Annotated in this window: 17 protein-coding genes; 10 read left to right on the top strand and 7 right to left on the bottom strand. The window is 58.0% G+C overall.

Annotation, left to right across the window (positions count from 1 at the left end; translation table 11 throughout):
- Positions 1 to 101 precede the first annotated feature (101 nt).
- Positions 102 to 785, top strand: a complete 684-nt coding sequence (locus tag ID864_RS15655) for an EAL domain-containing protein (RefSeq protein WP_191150052.1) — start codon at positions 102 to 104, stop codon at positions 783 to 785.
- A 37-nt stretch (positions 786 to 822) separates the two neighbouring features.
- Here the strand turns inward: ID864_RS15655 and pth are convergent, their stop codons facing one another.
- Positions 823 to 1,410, bottom strand: coding sequence for an aminoacyl-tRNA hydrolase (pth, locus tag ID864_RS15650; protein ID WP_099754012.1), 588 nt, complete (start codon positions 1,408 to 1,410; stop codon positions 823 to 825).
- A gap of 274 nt (positions 1,411 to 1,684) precedes the next feature.
- Between pth and ychH the strand changes: the two genes are divergently transcribed.
- Positions 1,685 to 1,972: a stress-induced protein YchH gene (ychH, locus tag ID864_RS15645; RefSeq protein WP_048916265.1), complete on the top strand. Its 288-nt coding sequence runs from the start codon at positions 1,685 to 1,687 to the stop codon at positions 1,970 to 1,972.
- Positions 1,973 to 2,045: 73 nt separating this feature from the next.
- On the opposite strand, the gene ID864_RS15640 is transcribed toward ychH, so the two are convergent.
- On the bottom strand, positions 2,046 to 3,497 hold the full coding sequence (locus ID864_RS15640) for an MFS transporter (RefSeq protein WP_191150051.1): 1,452 nt from the start codon (positions 3,495 to 3,497) through the stop codon (positions 2,046 to 2,048).
- Between the two features lie 110 nt (positions 3,498 to 3,607).
- Here ID864_RS15640 and ID864_RS15635 point away from each other — a divergent pair, with 110 nt between their 5' ends.
- Positions 3,608 to 4,498 carry a LysR family transcriptional regulator gene (locus ID864_RS15635; protein WP_191150158.1) on the top strand — a complete coding sequence of 297 codons (891 nt, stop codon included), beginning with the start codon at positions 3,608 to 3,610 and terminating at the stop codon, positions 4,496 to 4,498.
- Positions 4,499 to 4,612: 114 nt separating this feature from the next.
- Here the strand turns inward: ID864_RS15635 and prs are convergent, their stop codons facing one another.
- The 3 genes from prs to lolB all read right to left on the bottom strand — a co-directional run bounded on the left by prs (position 4,613) and on the right by lolB (position 7,305).
- Positions 4,613 to 5,560, bottom strand: a complete 948-nt coding sequence (prs, locus tag ID864_RS15630; RefSeq protein WP_013201847.1) for a ribose-phosphate diphosphokinase — start codon at positions 5,558 to 5,560, stop codon at positions 4,613 to 4,615.
- Between the two features lie 258 nt (positions 5,561 to 5,818).
- On the bottom strand, positions 5,819 to 6,682 hold the full coding sequence (gene ispE, locus ID864_RS15625; RefSeq protein WP_048916263.1) for a 4-(cytidine 5'-diphospho)-2-C-methyl-D-erythritol kinase: 864 nt from the start codon (positions 6,680 to 6,682) through the stop codon (positions 5,819 to 5,821).
- Positions 6,679 to 7,305, bottom strand: coding sequence for a lipoprotein insertase outer membrane protein LolB (gene lolB, locus ID864_RS15620; protein ID WP_191150050.1), 627 nt, complete (start codon positions 7,303 to 7,305; stop codon positions 6,679 to 6,681). The genes ispE and lolB overlap by 4 nt, the downstream gene beginning before the upstream one ends.
- 226 nt (positions 7,306 to 7,531) lie before the next feature.
- Between lolB and hemA the strand changes: the two genes are divergently transcribed.
- From hemA to ID864_RS15585, 7 genes are all read left to right on the top strand, one after another.
- Entirely contained in the window at positions 7,532 to 8,788 is a 1,257-nt protein-coding gene (gene hemA, locus ID864_RS15615) for a glutamyl-tRNA reductase (RefSeq protein WP_048916261.1), read from the top strand.
- A 36-nt stretch (positions 8,789 to 8,824) separates the two neighbouring features.
- Complete coding sequence (gene prfA, locus ID864_RS15610) at positions 8,825 to 9,907, top strand: peptide chain release factor 1 (RefSeq protein WP_191150049.1); 1,083 nt, start codon at positions 8,825 to 8,827, stop codon at positions 9,905 to 9,907.
- Entirely contained in the window at positions 9,907 to 10,743 is an 837-nt protein-coding gene (gene prmC / locus ID864_RS15605) for a peptide chain release factor N(5)-glutamine methyltransferase (protein WP_048916259.1), read from the top strand. The genes prfA and prmC overlap by 1 nt, the downstream gene beginning before the upstream one ends.
- Positions 10,744 to 10,752: 9 nt before the next feature.
- Positions 10,753 to 11,151: a SirB2 family protein gene (locus ID864_RS15600; protein WP_099754008.1), complete on the top strand. Its 399-nt coding sequence runs from the start codon at positions 10,753 to 10,755 to the stop codon at positions 11,149 to 11,151.
- Positions 11,148 to 11,957 carry an invasion regulator SirB1 gene (gene sirB1, locus ID864_RS15595; RefSeq protein ID WP_048916257.1) on the top strand — a complete coding sequence of 270 codons (810 nt, stop codon included), beginning with the start codon at positions 11,148 to 11,150 and terminating at the stop codon, positions 11,955 to 11,957. The genes ID864_RS15600 and sirB1 overlap by 4 nt, the downstream gene beginning before the upstream one ends.
- A 28-nt stretch (positions 11,958 to 11,985) precedes the next feature.
- The gene (gene kdsA, locus ID864_RS15590; protein ID WP_048916256.1) at positions 11,986 to 12,840 is read left to right on the top strand and encodes a 3-deoxy-8-phosphooctulonate synthase; all 855 of its coding nucleotides are present in this window, start codon (positions 11,986 to 11,988) and stop codon (positions 12,838 to 12,840) included.
- A 112-nt stretch (positions 12,841 to 12,952) separates the two neighbouring features.
- A complete protein-coding gene (locus ID864_RS15585; RefSeq protein ID WP_191150048.1) occupies positions 12,953 to 13,366 on the top strand; it encodes an META domain-containing protein in 414 nt (137 codons plus the stop codon).
- A 233-nt stretch (positions 13,367 to 13,599) separates the two neighbouring features.
- On the opposite strand, the gene chaA is transcribed toward ID864_RS15585, so the two are convergent.
- Both chaA and ID864_RS15575 read right to left on the bottom strand, forming a co-directional pair.
- Entirely contained in the window at positions 13,600 to 14,691 is a 1,092-nt protein-coding gene (gene chaA / locus ID864_RS15580) for a sodium-potassium/proton antiporter ChaA (RefSeq protein ID WP_048916254.1), read from the bottom strand.
- Positions 14,692 to 15,037: 346 nt separating this feature from the next.
- A complete protein-coding gene (locus ID864_RS15575) occupies positions 15,038 to 16,054 on the bottom strand; it encodes a substrate-binding domain-containing protein (RefSeq protein ID WP_099754006.1) in 1,017 nt (338 codons plus the stop codon).
- Between the last annotated feature and the right edge of the window lie 15 nt (positions 16,055 to 16,069).

Raw genomic sequence — 16,069 nt, 5'->3', positions numbered from 1 at the left:
AAATCGTCGTTTTATAACGGCGCTTACAGTATTTACTTCTATAGTTTAACTGTACGACGATTTATTTCACTGGCAGGATGCCCGTTAACTGACCCGGCGGCATGAAAAACGATTTTTTTTGTACTCCTGTACATACCCTTAGCGGTGAGATGATCGCCATCGACCTGAGCTACCGTCCGCATTCTGCTGCGGTCGGTGGCCCGCTGGATGCTGTGCGGCAGCCGCCATTGCCTGAGGATCGGCTACTGCATCAGCTGCTGATCGTTGAAGAGTACGCCGATTACTTTCGCCAGCACGGCCTGCTGTGCAGCGTGGCCATCGACTTTCAGCTGGCGCGCGCCGTGACGCAGTCGTCGTTTATCCAGCAAATCCTCAGCCATCTGCCCTTTGTGCGCCTGAAACTGTCGGAAGATTTCCCCAATCTGCACGACGGCATGGACAATCCGCTGCTGCGTACCCTGATTGAACAGCTGAATATCTTATGGCTGGACGATCTTGGTGCCGGCGATGCCAATTTGCATGCGCTGCAGTCAAACATGTTTGAAGCGGTAAAGCTCGACCGCCAGTTCTATCTGGAAAACGTCAATAAGCCGTTCTTTTCGGTGCTGATCAACCATATCCGTCAGTATACCAATCGGGTGATCGTGGAGGGTGTGGCCGGAGACGGTCAGCTGGAGACGCTGCGCAACAGTAAAATCTGGGGCGTGCAGGGCTATTTTGCACAGCAGCTGACGCTGGATAGCCTGGAATGTGACGACGACGGGAAGCGGTGCGAGAAGGGGTAATCCCCGCTGCGGCTGCGGCCACAGCGGGTGCGCAGGCTTAGCCCGCTTTGTAGCTGTGCAGACGATTCATGGCTTTCAGGCGGTCTTCTTTCAACCACACTTCCGTACAGCGCGCCGCTTCATCGACCGCATCATCAATCAACTTCTGCTCTGCCGACTGCGGCTTGCCCAGTACAAAACCGACCACCTTGTTGCGATCGCCCGGGTGACCAATGCCGATGCGCAGGCGGTGGAAGTTCAGGTTGTTACCCAGCTTGCTGATAATATCTTTCAGGCCGTTATGACCGCCGTGGCCGCCGCCCTGCTTAAACTTTGCCACGCCGGGAGGCAGGTCCAGCTCGTCATGGGCAACCAGGATCTCTTCCGGGGCAATGCGGTAGAACGTCGCCATCGCCGCCACGGCTTTGCCGCTGAGATTCATAAAGGTGGTCGGCACCAGCAAGCGTACATCCTCACCCCCGATGTTTAACCGGGCAGTGTAGCCGTAGAACTTGCTCTCTTCCTTTAATGACTGATTGTGGCGTTCAGCCAGCAAATCAACGTACCAGGCTCCGGCATTGTGGCGCGTGGCGGCGTATTCAGCGCCGGGATTGGCCAGGCCAACAATCAGTTTGATGCTACTCACGTGTGGTGTTTCCTGAAGCGTACGGGGGAAAGCGGCTAGTTTACGCAAGCCGTTGCGAGAACTCAAAGATCTGCGTAAAAAGGTGAGCCATGTCACGATAGTTGACAGGCGTGATAATACATTTTCTATATAAAAACAGGCCGTTAGACGTAAAGTTTTGTCAAAGCATAAGCAATAAATGTGATCGCCAACTCATCAGAGCAGCTGTTGATTGCCTACACTAAGCGCATCTGGCAATGGAATTTGCCTTTTCAATACTGTCCGGAGGTGCGCAATGAAACGTAAACATTCACATGTGATGGGTAATGCCCTGATGGTACTCGGTTTAGTGGTGATGGTCGGCGGCGTGGGTTATTCAGTTCTCAACCAGCTGCCTCAGCTCAATCTGCCTGAGTATATGGTGCATGGGGCGATTTTCAGCATCTTTATCGGTGCGTTGCTGTGGCTGGTGGGGGCCAGAGTGAGCGGGCGGGAAAAGATCGCCGACCGCTATTACTGGGTGCGCCACTGCGGCGACAAACGCTGCCGTCACGGCAGCAGCCAGCACAACAGCCAGTCTTAAATTTCCGCGCTGCTATTACCCTCTTAGCGCAATCAACGCCCGCCAGCCGGGCGTTACTGTTTGCTCCGCTTGATCACTTCCTGTCCGGCGTCACCAGGCAGCGCCAGATGGCTGCCGCGCACAGCAGCGTCATCGCCATCAGTACCAGTAATAACTGCTGAAAAGCCTGTTCCGCCAGCCCCAACAGTCGTGGATCCACCAGATGATAGCTCGCCAGCTGCCCGGCGAGCGCTGCCGGTTGGTTATGCGCCGTGAGCTGCCAGCTGAGCAGCTGGCTGAACAGGCTGGCAACGCTTGCCAGCGCGACACCTTCTCCCGCCACGCGCACGGTGCTAAAGATGCCGGTCGCCATTCCGGCACGCTGCGGCGGCACCACGCTGACCGACAGATTATCCATCAGCCCCCAGGGCAGCCCGGTGCCGCAGCCCACCATCGCCATCGCCAGCAGCGTGATGGGCAGGGAAGCGGTGGGAGAAAACTGGCTCAGCAGGCCAATTCCTGCGGCGGCCAGCAGCAGGCCCGCCGCGCTGACGGCACCAGGATGGAAACGGCGCGTCAGCGCCACCGCCAGAGAGGGGACAATCAGCATCGGCAGCGACAGCGCCAGCATCAGCAGTCCGGTGGTCAGCGCGCTGTAGCCATAGAATCCCATAAAACGCAGCGGCAGCAGCACCAGCAGCACCACAAAGCAGTAGCAGGTGGCTACCGGCAGCAGCTGTACCCCGACAAAACGGCCGTAGCGAAACAGGGTGAGATCGAGCATCGGCCCGGCGCTGCGCCGTTCGATCCACACAAACAGCCCGCCCGCCAGCAGGGAAGCCAGCAGCAGCGCAACCGACAGGCGGTCGCCGCCGCTGTCGGCCAGCTGCAGCATGCCCCAGGTAAACAGCGACAGGGTGGTACTGAAGCTGATAACCCCCGGCCAGTCGAGCGCGCCGGCATCCGGGTTGCGCGACTCCGGCAGCGTAAGCCCGCCGGCAATCAGAGCCACTATGCCAAACAGGGCGCAGCAGAGAAAAACGCTGTGCCAGCCGGCAATCTGCATCAGCATCCCGGCGATCACCGGTCCGGCGGCAAGGCCAACGCCAAAGCTGGTGCCGAGCAGGCTGAAGGCGCGGGCGCGCCGTTGTCCCTCAAAGGCATTGGCCAGCGCGGCGGCGCCTCCGGCCAGTGCCGCGGCGGCGGCGGCACCCTGAAGGGCGCGCACCACGTCCAGCCACACCACCGAAGGCACCCAGGCGGTGAGCATTGACAGCAGGGTAAAGGCGCTGACGCCGCTGATAAACAGCCGCTTGCGGCCAAAACGGTCCGCCAGCGTGCCTGCGGCCATCAGCAGGCTGCCGAAACTGAGCAGGAAGGCATTGGTAATCCAGCTCAGGGCCAGTGCAGACCCTCCGGGATGCTGGGCAATCGCTGGGGTGGCAATCACCCCGGCGGAGAAGCTGAGCGGTAACATCAGGGCGGCGCTGCAGACGGCAAAAACACTCCAGCTGCTGCCTGGTGCCGTGAGGATCAGGGAACTCATTGTGGACTCTCCGCTTTCAACAGGAAAGAAAGCAGGATAAATTGGCGTCACGCCACGATAAACAGGCCATCAGGCCGCAGATAAAGGACAAAAAGTCGCGAATGAGCAGCGTGGAGAGTTTAAGCGGGCTGAGCGCGTTTGTGAAAGCCGCGCAGCTGGGAAGCTTTGTCGCCGCCGCCGAAAGGCTGGGGGTTTCGGCCTCTGCTATCGGCAAAAGCGTGGCGCGGCTGGAAGCCAGCCTCGGCGTCAGCCTGTTTAACCGCAGCACGCGCAGCCTGAGCCTGACTGAAGAGGGCGCGCTGTTCTTTGAACGCAGCCAGCGCATAGTGATGGAGCTGGAAGAGGCGCAACAGGAGCTTTCCCGCCTGATGGCGGCCCCGCGCGGGCGGCTGCGCCTGAGCTTTCCGGCCATCGGCTACCGCCTGCTGCTGCCGCTGCTGCCGGGGTTCACCGCCCGCTATCCCGAAATTGAACTGGACCTCGATTTCAATGACCGCCTGGTGGACGTGATTGGTGAGGGCTATGATGCGGTGCTGCGCAGCGGCGAGTTTGCCGATTCGCGCCTCAAGGCGCGGCGGCTGGGCGGCTTTCAGTTTCGTCTGGTTGGCTCCGCGGGCTATTTTCAGCAGCACGGCACGCCGCAGACGGTAGCAGAGCTGAGCCAGCATGCCTGCCTGCTGTACCGTTTTTCCGGCAGCGGTCAGCTGCAGCCGTGGCAGTTTAACGGCGTCGATCCCCAGGCGCTATCGCTTAATGGCCCGCTGGTGTTTAACAATCTGGAGGCGCAGATATCCGCCACGCGACGCGGTTTAGGGCTGATTTATGTCCCGGATTTTGCGGTGCAGGAGTATCTGGAGAGCGGAGAGCTGCAGAGCGTGCTGGAGGGGGAGATCGGCCATGGCGGGCAGTTTTCTCTTTTGTGGCCGGGCAATCGCCACCTGCTGCCCAAGCTGCGAGTACTGATTGACTACCTGGCGGAACACATTGCGCTGCGCAAATAAAAAGGGACAGATGAGCCTCTGTCCCTTTTTGTTCGGGTTGACCGCAAAAGAAGGTCAACCCCTACAGTAGGGGCCGACCGCTTTTCTGGTCGGCCCATCCGTAGCACACCGGAATTAATGCTCAAACATCGCAGAGATAGACTCTTCGTTGCTGATACGGCGGATTGCTTCGGCCAGCATGCCTGAAAGGGTCAGGGTACGGACGTTTGGCAGCGCTTTAATCTCTTCCGGCAGTGGAATGGTGTCGCACACAACCACTTCATCAATCACCGAGTTACGCAGGTTTTCGACCGCGTTACCGGAGAAGATAGGGTGGGTTGCGTAGGCGAACACGCGCTTCGCACCGCGCTCTTTCAGCGCTTCCGCTGCTTTACACAGGGTGCCACCGGTATCGATCATATCATCGACCAGCACGCAGTCACGGCCAGCCACATCACCGATGATATGCATCACCTGTGAGACGTTGGCGCGTGGGCGACGTTTATCGATGATGGCCATATCGGTGTCGTTCAGCAGTTTGGCGATAGCGCGGGCGCGAACCACACCGCCGATGTCCGGGGAAACCACAATCGGGTTTTCCAGGCCAATCTGCAGCATATCTTCAAGCAGGATCGGGCTACCAAATACGTTATCAACCGGGACGTCAAAGAAGCCCTGAATCTGTTCAGCATGCAGATCCACAGTCAGAACGCGGTCAACGCCAACGCTGGAGAGGAAATCGGCGACAACTTTGGCAGTAATTGGCACACGGGCGGAACGCACGCGGCGGTCCTGACGTGCATAACCAAAGTAAGGGATCACCGCGGTAATACGACCAGCGGAAGCACGACGCAGGGCGTCAACCATCACAACCAGTTCCATCAGGTTGTCGTTGGTTGGGGCACAGGTGGACTGGATGATGAAAATATCACCACCGCGTACATTTTCGTTAATTTGTACGCTCACTTCACCATCACTGAAACGACCGACGGCGGCGTCGCCCAGGCTGGTGTAAAGGCGGTTGGCAATACGTTGTGCTAGTTCCGGGGTGGCGTTACCAGCAAAAAGCTTCATATCAGGCACGAGAAGAACCTCAGGCTTTGCGTCCAGAGAATGAAATACCATAAGCCGCACTGGGCGGTATACGACTTATGCTTTCATACGGGTGTTTTAACCCTACATTCTTGACGCCGTAGCGGCGTTGGCTGCGCGTCATCGCCCCGGTCACTTACCTGGGTAAGCTCACGGGAACTCAAACACTTGCCGCCTTGCTACAACGCCAATTATTTGGGTTAAATAAGAGCAGTAGTGCAGCGTCTGGAACAGAGTGACACTGTCACATCAACTCAATTGCCCTGAAAGTCTGCGGTGTAGCGGCGAGATATTAACACCTCGCGCAACAAACCCCTGCAGATTTTTCGGGGCCAGCTCAAGCACCTGGCGGGCGGCGGACTCGGTGTCGAATTCTGCAAACACACAAGCACCCGTTCCAGTCAGGCGCGACGGCGCGTATTCTAGCAGCCAGGAAACAAGCTGTTCAACCTCGCGAAAACGATTTCTTACGACAGGTTCACAATCATTATGGAATTCGGTGCTTAATAACTGGCTGATTTCCCTTGCTGGCGTGTCGCGGGTCAGCTCCGGATCGTTGAAAACGAGCGGGGTGGCAATGCTCACCCCAGGGTGCATCACCAGATACCACTTCTCCGCCGGGTTAACCGGGGTCAGCTGCTCACCCACACCTTCGGCAAAGGCAGCGAAGCCGTGAACAAACACCGGCACGTCGGCGCCAAGCTGAAGGCCAAGCTCTGCCAGCTGCCCCAGGCTCAGCCCGGTTTGCCACAGGTGGTTAAGCGCCACCAGCACCGTGGCGGCGTTTGAGGAACCGCCGCCCAAACCGCCACCCATCGGTAAGCGCTTCTCAATGGCAATTTTCGCCCCGGCAGCATCGGGCAGGGAACCGAGAGCGGCCGCCCGCTCGCGCAGCAGCGCTGCGGCGCGCACAATCAGGTTCTGCGCATCCGGCACGCCCGCCACCGGCGTCAGCAGCGTAATCTCGCCGCTGTCGTCCACTTCAATGGTCAGCGTGTCGCCGTAATCGAGAAACTGAAACAGCGTTTGTAGATTATGGTAGCCGTCGGCGCGGCGGCCAGTGATGTAGAGAAATAAATTCAGCTTTGCCGGGGCAGGCCAGGTTGTGATCATTTTACCGTCCAGCTGTCCATCTTCAGTTTGATGCGCTGGCTGCCTTCACGCAGTTCGAGATTGGATGGCAGCTGTGGATTGAGCTTGCTGTCATAACCCTGGTAGGTCACGTGCCACTGCTTGCCGTCCTGGCTGTAGTTCAGTTCGCGCAGGCGGTACTGCTCGTCAAGCTGATAATCGGTGGCGTCGCCCGGCAGGCCGACCATCCACTGACGCAGGTTATCCAGCGGAATGCTCATACCGGTCAGCTGGGAGATCATCTTCGCGGCATCGTTACTGACGTAGCGCTTGCCCTTATTATCAACAATTTGTGCGGTCTGGCCCTGCTGGTCCAGCTGCAGCTCGGTGCTGCCGAGCGGATTGGTTAACAGCAGGCGATAGCGGTCTGGTGCGGTCTGCTGCCAGTTAAAGCGCGCATACACTTTTTGCCGATCGGAGAGGTAGGCGAACGCGCCACGAGTCTGATACTGGGTGATCTTTTCCACCGACTGCTGATGCTCACGCCACTGCGGCGTATCGGCGCTCTTGCCCGGCCCCTGTGGCTTGGTGGGCGTAACGCAGGCGGTTAACAGCAGGCTGGCAAGGGGGATAAGCCGCAGCAGGCGGCGGTTTGGCGATAGCATAATCAGGTCAGCTCCTCAGACGGGGTTCGGGCATACTTGCCGCAATCAACCGCTCACGCTAACCAGCTAACCGGGCCGCGTCAATGCTCAAATTGTCTCATTTGACCTGTTGTCGGTATAACTTGTTACAGGGATAGGTGAACCATCACTTTTATTGATCTCGCTCATCTTGTAGAATGCGCCTCACAAAACCCTGACAACTGTGGGATTAACCCAACCTCGCACCATGACGTTACTGGCACTCGGCATCAATCACAAAACGGCACCTGTGGCTCTGCGCGAACGCGTTACGTTCTCGCCGGACACGCTGGATCAGGCGCTTAACAGCCTGCTGGCACAGCCGCTGGTTCAGGGCGGCGTTGTGCTGTCTACCTGTAACCGTACCGAGTTGTACCTGAGCGTTGAGCAGCAGGAAAATCTGCAGGAGCAGCTGGTCTCGTGGCTTTGTGATTACCATCATCTGAGCGTTGAAGAGGTGCGTAAAAGCCTCTACTGGCATCAGGGTGACGAAGCGGTCAGCCATCTGATGCGCGTTGCCAGCGGCCTGGATTCGCTGGTGCTCGGTGAACCGCAGATTTTAGGCCAGGTGAAAAAAGCCTTTGCCGACTCCCAGCGCGGCCATTCGCTCTCCAGCGAACTGGAGCGCATGTTCCAGAAAACCTTCTCCGTCGCCAAACGCGTGCGCACCGAAACTGAAATCGGTGCCAGTGCGGTATCGGTCGCGTTTGCCGCCTGTACCCTGGCGCGCCAGATCTTCGAATCGCTGTCGACCGTTACCGTGCTGATGGTCGGAGCGGGCGAGACTATCGAGCTGGCCGCGCGCCATCTGCATCAGCACAAGGTGAAGAAGTTGATCATCGCTAACCGTACCCGCGAGCGTGCGCAGGTGCTGGCGGATGAAGTCGGGGCTGAGGTGATAGGCTTGGCGGAGATCGATTCACGTCTGGCAGAAGCCGACATTATCATCAGTTCAACCGCCAGCCCGCTGCCGATCATCGGTAAAGGGATGGTGGAGCGTGCGCTGAAGCAGCGCCGCAACCAGCCGATGCTGCTGGTGGATATTGCCGTACCGCGTGACGTGGAGCCGGAAGTGGGCAAGCTGCCGAACGCCTATCTGTACAGCGTGGATGACCTGCAGGCGATTATTGAAAGCAATATGGCCCAGCGCCAGGCGGCTGCGGTGCAGGCTGAAACCATCGTGGTGCAGGAAAGCAGCGAGTTTATGTCCTGGCTGCGCGCGCAGAGCGCCGTTGAAACCATCCGCGACTACCGTTCGCAGGCAGAGCAGGTCAGGGAAGAGTTGCAGGCGCGGGCGCTTGCCGCACTGCAGCAGGGTGCAGACCCCGAAGCGGTGATGCGTGACCTGGCCCACAAATTGACCAACCGTCTGATCCACGCTCCAACTAAATCTCTTCAGCAGGCCGCCCGCGATGGCGATGGCGAACGCCTGCAAATTTTACGCGACAGCCTCGGGCTGGAATAGCGTTTAAACCTCTATTTACAAGGTAAAACTACACGAATGAAGCCTTCTATTGTTGCCAAGCTGGAAGCCTTGCAGGAGCGCCACGAAGAAGTTGAGGCGATGCTGGGCGATGCTGGTGTGATTGCCGATCAGGAGCGTTTCCGCGCTTTATCCCGCGAATACGCCCAGCTGACCGACGTCAGTCAGTGCTTCCGTCAGTGGCAGCAAACCCAGGAAGACATTGAAACCGCCGAAATGATGCTGGATGACGCCGAAATGCGTGAGATGGCACAGGAAGAGCTAAAAGAGGCGCGTGCCACCAGCGAAGCGCTGGAGCAGCAGCTGCAGGTGCTGCTGCTGCCGAAAGATCCGGATGATGAGCGTAACTGTTATCTGGAAATTCGTGCCGGAACCGGCGGTGACGAAGCGGCGATCTTTGCCGGCGATCTGTTCCGCATGTACAGCCGCTACGCTGAATCGCGCCGCTGGCGTGTCGAAGTGATGAGCGCCAACGAAGGCGAGCACGGCGGCTACAAAGAGGTGATTGCCAAAGTGATTGGCGAGGGTGCCTACGGGCGCCTGAAGTTTGAATCCGGCGGTCACCGCGTGCAGCGCGTACCGGAAACCGAATCTCAGGGGCGTATCCACACCTCAGCCTGTACCGTGGCGGTGCTGCCGGAAGTGCCGGAAGCGGAGCTGCCGGAGATTAATCCGTCCGACCTGAAAATTGATACCTTCCGTTCATCGGGGGCGGGTGGCCAGCACGTTAACACCACCGACTCGGCGATCCGTATTACCCACCTGCCAACCGGCATCGTGGTGGAGTGCCAGGACGAACGTTCCCAGCATAAAAACAAAGCCAAGGCGCTCGGCGTGCTCGGGTCCCGTATTCGCGCCGCCGAAATGGCGCGCCGGCAGGAGCAAGAGTCCTCGACCCGTCGCAATCTGCTCGGCAGCGGCGACCGTTCGGACCGTAACCGCACCTATAACTTCCCGCAGGGCCGCGTCACCGATCACCGTATCAACCTGACGATTTACCGTCTGGATGAAGCGATGGAAGGCAAGCTGGACGCGCTGATTGAGCCGATTGTGCAGGAATACCAGGCCGATCAGCTGGCTGCACTTGCCGGGAACGAGTAGTGCAAATCCGTGTCTGGCTGCGAGCGGCGATAGCCCGTCTCAGCAGCAGCGAAAGCCCGAAACGCGACGCGGAGATCCTGCTGGCATGGGTTAGCGGCAAATCCCGCGCCTGGCTGATCGCTTTTGACGATGCGCAGCTGGACGACAGCCAGCTGGCCGCGCTGGAGAGTCTGCTGGCGCGCCGCGCCGCCGGGGAACCGGTGGCGTACCTGATCGGTGAACGTGAGTTCTGGTCGCTGCCGCTCAGCGTGTCGCCCGACACCCTGATCCCGCGCCCGGACAGCGAAGTGCTGGTTGAGCAGGCGCTAAGCCGGCTTCCTGCCGACCCGTGCGCCATTCTTGACCTCGGCACCGGTACCGGCGCGATTGCGCTGGCGCTGGCCAGTGAACGCGCTGACTGCCAGGTGACGGGCGTGGACCGCATTGCGGCGGCGGTGGCGCTGGCAACGCACAACGGGGCGAAACTTAATCTGCCTAACGCCCGCTTCCTGCAAAGCGACTGGTTTTCGGCGCTGAATGCTCAGCGTTTCCAGCTGATCGTGAGTAACCCCCCCTATATCGATGCCGCCGACCACCATCTGTCGCAGGGCGATGTGCGCTTTGAGCCCGCCAGCGCGCTGGTGGCGAGCGATCATGGCCTGGCCGATATCAAAACTATTGCCTCTTCGGCTGCGAAATATCTGGCGGATAACGGCTGGCTGCTGCTGGAACATGGCTGGCAGCAGGGTGAAGCGGTGCGGCAAATCCTGCGCGAAAACAGCTTCTGTCAGGTAGAAACCTGTCAGGATTATGGTGGTAACGACCGCGTGACGCTCGGGCAGATAACGCATAATTAAGGAACTTTTATGGCCGCATGGTACCTTCCACTTAAAAATTTTCATCTGTTAACCGTAGCGATAACGGCAGTGATGTTTCTGCTGCGCTTTTACTGGTTGCAGACCGGTTCAGCTACGCTGCAGCGGCGCTGGGTGCGTATTGTGCCGCATCTTAACGACACGCTTTTGCTGCTTTCTGGCGTGCTGCTGGTGATGATGACCCATTTTTACCCGTTTACACCGCAGGGCAATTGGCTGACTGAGAAGCTGTTTGGCGTTATCATCTATATCGCGCTGGGCGCTATTGCCCTGGGACGACGTCCGCGCGCGCAAAAAGTACGCTGGATAGCGTTCATTGTGGCGTTAATCGCCCTTGTGGCCATCGTTCAGTTAGCCACCACTAAAATGCCATTGCTGGGGTTTGTATGACGTCCATCGCTGATTTTGATTTTACCGCAGCGCCGCTGAGTGAGGCGGTGATTGCCGCGTCGCTGGCGATCCGCAGCGACTTTCCGGCTGAAGACGTCAGAAAGCAGTTGTCGGCACTGGTTGCCGAAGCACGCGCAGAGATCCCGCCCGAGCTGGCCGCTGACTTACAGGTCGAGCAGCTGATAACGCTGTTCTGGGGCCGCTGGGGCTTTGGTGGCGCGAGCGGCGTTTATCGCCTGTCGGATACTCTGTGGCTGGATAATGTTTTACGTACCCGTCAGGGCACCGCGGTGTCGCTGGGGGTGATATTTCTGCATATTGCAGGCAAGCTCGATCTGCCGCTGTTCCCAGTGATCTTCCCGACGCAGCTGATCCTGCGCGCCGAGTGGATCGATCAGGATATGTGGCTGATCAACCCGTTTGATGGCGAAACCCTGGATGAGCACACGCTGGAAGTGTGGCTGAAGGGCAACATCGGGCCGATTGCCGAACTGTATGATGACGATTTACAGGAAGCCGAACCGCTGGCGGTCCTGCGCAAAATGCTCGATACGCTGAAATCATCGCTGATGGATGAGAAGCAGATGGAAATGGCGCTGCACGTGAGCCAGGTGCTGGTGCAGATGGATCCGGAAGACCCTTATGAGATCCGCGACCGCGGGCTGATTTTCGCCCAGCTGGAGTGTGGACACGTGGCGTTGCACGATCTGGCCTACTTTGTTGAGCAGTGCCCGGAAGATCCGGTCAGCGAAATGATTAAGGTTCAGATCCACTCTATCGAGCAAAAACAGATTACCCTTCACTAAACGCAGTGAACTTTATAAAGGCGAAGACATGAATCAGAAAGTGGTAAGCATTGGCGACATTAAAGTCGCAAACGACCTGCCGTTCGTGCTGTTTGGCGGGATGAACGTGCTGGAATCGCGCGATCTGGCGATGCGTATCTGTGAGCATTACGTCACCGTAACCCAGAAGCTGGGTATTCCCTACGTGTTCAAAGCCTCGTTTGATAAAGCCAACCGCTCATCTATCCACTCTTACCGTGGCCCGGGCCTCGAAGAGGGGATGAAAATCTTCCAGGAAATTAAGCAGGCGTTCGGCGTGAAAATCATCACCGACGTGCACGAAGCCAGCCAGGCGCAGACCGTGGCTGACGTGGTTGACGTGATCCAGCTGCCGGCTTTCCTTGCCCGCCAGACCGATCTGGTGGAAGCGATGGCGAAAACCGGCGCGGTAATCAACGTCAAGAAGCCGCAGTTTGTCAGCCCTGGCCAGATGGGTAACATCGTGGATAAGTTCGCTGAAGGCGGCAACGATAAAGTGATCCTGTGCGATCGCGGTGCCAACTTCGGTTACGACAACCTGGTGGTCGACATGCTGGGCTTCAACGTGATGAAGCAGGTATCGAACAACAGTCCGGTGATCTTCGACGTGACGCACGCGCTGCAGTGCCGTGACCCGATGGGCGCCGCATCCAGCGGTCGTCGCGCTCAGGTTTCTGAACTGGCGCGTGCCGGTATGGCCGTTGGCATTGCTGGCCTGTTTATCGAAGCGCACCCGGACCCGGCGAACGCCAAGTGCGATGGCCCGTCCGCGCTGCCGCTGGACAAGCTGGAGCCGTTCCTGAAGCAGATGAAAGCGATTGATGACCTGGTGAAGAGCTTCCCCGAGCTCGATACCAGCAACTAAACTTCCTTTCTCCTGCGGGCCAGATATTCTGGCCCGCTCTTTTTCCGCGCCCTGCGCCGTTATTACCGGCTTACTCAGTTGTTAACATGGATTGCCAATTTAAGGAGTCATAATGAAAAAAGTCACTTTACTGTTACTGGGTGCTGTCGCGCTGAGCGGCTGCAGCCACAGCAACACCAGCCCGACGGATGCCAGCCAGCTGGCGAATCGTCAGTTTGTGCTCAGCGTGGTGGATGGTCAGACGGTCGTGCCGCATGAGGGCATCAGGCCGGGGATCGGTTTTAGTGAAGGGCTGAAGGTGAGCGGGGTGATGTGCAACCGTTTCTTCGGCCAGGGCAAAGTTGAGCAGGGACGGCTGAGCGTGCCGCAGCTGGCCTCCACGCGCATGCTGTGCAGCAATGCCGATCTGAACAAGTGGGAGCAGACGCTAACGCAGATGTTGATGAATGGCGCTGAGGTGAAGGTGGATGAGCAGTCGCTGACGCTGACCGGCAGCGGCCATACTTTGCAGTATCAGGCACAATAAAATCAAAGGGCTGACCCGAAAAATGGTCAGCCCGCTTGTAGGGGGCGACCATTTTTTCCGGTCGCCCCGTGCCGATGATTAGCACCCATCGTGATGAAGGCCATTTTTTCCGGTCGCCCCGTGCCGATGATTAGCACTAATCGTGATGAAGGCCATTTTTTCCGGTCGCCCGGTGCCGATGATTAGCACTAATCGTGATGAAGGCCATTTTTTCCGGTCGCCCGGTGCCGATTTTACAACATCACCGTCATCAGATAAGCGATAAACAGGGCCAGATGCGCCGCGCCGTTCAGCACATTGGTACGCCCGGTAGAGAACGAAATCTGGCACAGCAGCAGGGCGGAAATCATCACCACCATCTGCGGCGGCTCCAGCCCGAAGATCAACTGCTGCCCGGTCAGCGTGGCGATAATCGTCACCGCCGGAACCGTCAGTGAGATGGTCGCCAGCACGGAGCCGAAGAACAGGTTCATCGCGCGCTGTACCTGATTGGCCAGCACCGCTTTAATTGCGCCCAACCCTTCAGGCGACAGGATCAACAGTGCCACCAGGAAGCCGGTAAACTGCTCCGGTGCGTTGAGCTCGGTCAGCAGTGACTCCAGCGTATTGGCATTCATTTTGGTCACGGCAATCACCGCCACCAGATGCACAATCAGCCATAGGGTGTGCCTGAGGCTGGAGTGCGCCGAGGGCTTACCGTGGTGCGGATCGTCACCGTCATCTTCGTGCTCATAGACAAACAGACTCTGGTGCGTTTTGGTCTGAATCAGCAGGAACACGCCGTACATCGCCGCAGAAATGGCCGAAACCAGCAGCGCCTGACCGATGGTAAAGTTGCCGCCGGGCAGGGCATTCGGCAGCACCAGCACGATCATCCCCAGCGGGAAAATCGCAATCAGATACTGTTTAACCCCCGCCAGATTGACATACTGGGTGGCAAACTTGTTGCCGCCGAGCAGCAGCGCAAAGCCCACCAGGCCGCAGGTAACAATCATAATGATCGAATAGAGCGTGTCGCGCATCAGCGCGGGCGCGGCGTCGCCGGTGGCCATCAGCGCGGAGATCAGGCTGACTTCAAGGATCACCACGGAGAGGCTGAGGATCAGGGAACCATAGGGCTCGCCCAGGCGGTGGGCTAATACGTCGGCATGACGTACCACGCTAAAGGCGCTGCTGAGGATGGCGATCAGCGCAATCAGGTTGATGCCAATGACCAGAGGAAATGATGCGGTGTTGCCCCAAAACCATAAAATGGTCAGTGCGGCGATGGGAAAGATGAGGGAATACTCGGTGTGACGGGTTTTACTGCTCTCGTGCGCACTCATAGGCAAACGCTCCTTAACCTTATCCTGTTGGCCTGAAATCGGCAAACCACACCGCAGGCCCATTAAACATAGTCTGACAATATGAAAGACAAGTGGCGAAAGTGTAACCTTTTTTCGCCGCTTTTGGCAGAAATTTACGCTATTTTACGGGGTTTTATGAATAACGGGCTATAACAGCTATTTATTGCACTTATGTAGCTATCTTAATGAAAAACTGGGGTCTTTATTGTCCAGAAGTAATTAATCAAGCCATAACGGACGGAAAATGATGGTGCTATGATGCAAAAAAGCAGGCTGCAGATAAAAATTCTGGGGATTGGCTCTATTTTACAGCCATCCCCAAGGGCTACTTGGCTGTCGCACGGCGCCAGATTAACCGTGCGGGTAACCAGCGCTGAGTCTCTTCCGGTATCTGCTCATCGATAAGTCGGGTGACCATCTCGAAGCAGTTCCATGCCAGCAGGCGTTCATCCTGCTCAACGGTATCAATGCGCACGCAGAGCGCGTCATACAGATAGTGGTCGTCAAAGCTGCACAGGTGCATCGGCGTATTCAGCAGGCCGTGCTGGCTGAGGTAACGCAGGACACCTTCCTGCAGGCCACAGGCGGCGCAAAACAGCGCCTGCGGCACCCGCCCAAGCCGTGCGTAGAGCTCGGCAAACATTTCATAGCCGGAGCTGGCGTGATAGTGACCGTGCATGATCCACTGCGGATTTAGCGTTAACCCGGCACGCTCCAGCCCGAGACGGTAGCCCGCCAGACGATCGCGCGTCGGTGAAATTCGCGGCTGTCCGCCAAAGAAATAGAGTTCGTCATAGCCTTCGCGCGCCACGGCTTCGACCAGCGTGGCGGTGGGGCCAGTGGCATCGGTGATCACCAGAGGCAGGGTGGAGTCGCCAAGATGGCGGTCAAACAGCACCACGGGCAGCTGCTGATTAATCTTCTGATATTCAGCATCATTGAGCATGCTGGAAGCCACAATCAGCCCGTCAACCTGGCGCTGGATCAAATTATTCACCGCCAGCGTCTCCTGGCTGGCATTTTCCGCGGTGCAGGCGATAAGCAGCTGCAGGCCAGCATCGCGGCACAGCATTTCCAGTTCATGAGAGAAACGGGCAAAGCCGTGGTTGGTCATTTCTGGCACCACCAGCCCGAGGGTATGGCTGCGGCTGGAGTTTAATGCGCGGGCATGGATGCTTGGCTGGTAATGCTGCTGGCGGGCGATCTCCATCACCCGGCTGCGGGTTCCTTCCGCGACGCGCAGCTCCTTTCCCCGGCCATTAAGAACCAGGCTGGCAGTAGATTTGGACACGCCTGCCAGCCGGGCAATATCGTTAATCGTGATACGTTTGTTTTTATTCACAGTGGCTTAGGTGTG

This window comes from Erwinia aphidicola (assembly GCF_014773485.1).
GTDB lineage: Bacteria > Pseudomonadota > Gammaproteobacteria > Enterobacterales > Enterobacteriaceae > Erwinia > Erwinia aphidicola.
The sequence above is the reverse complement of the archived record's forward strand: the minus strand, read 5'-3'. Positions and strand labels throughout refer to the sequence as shown.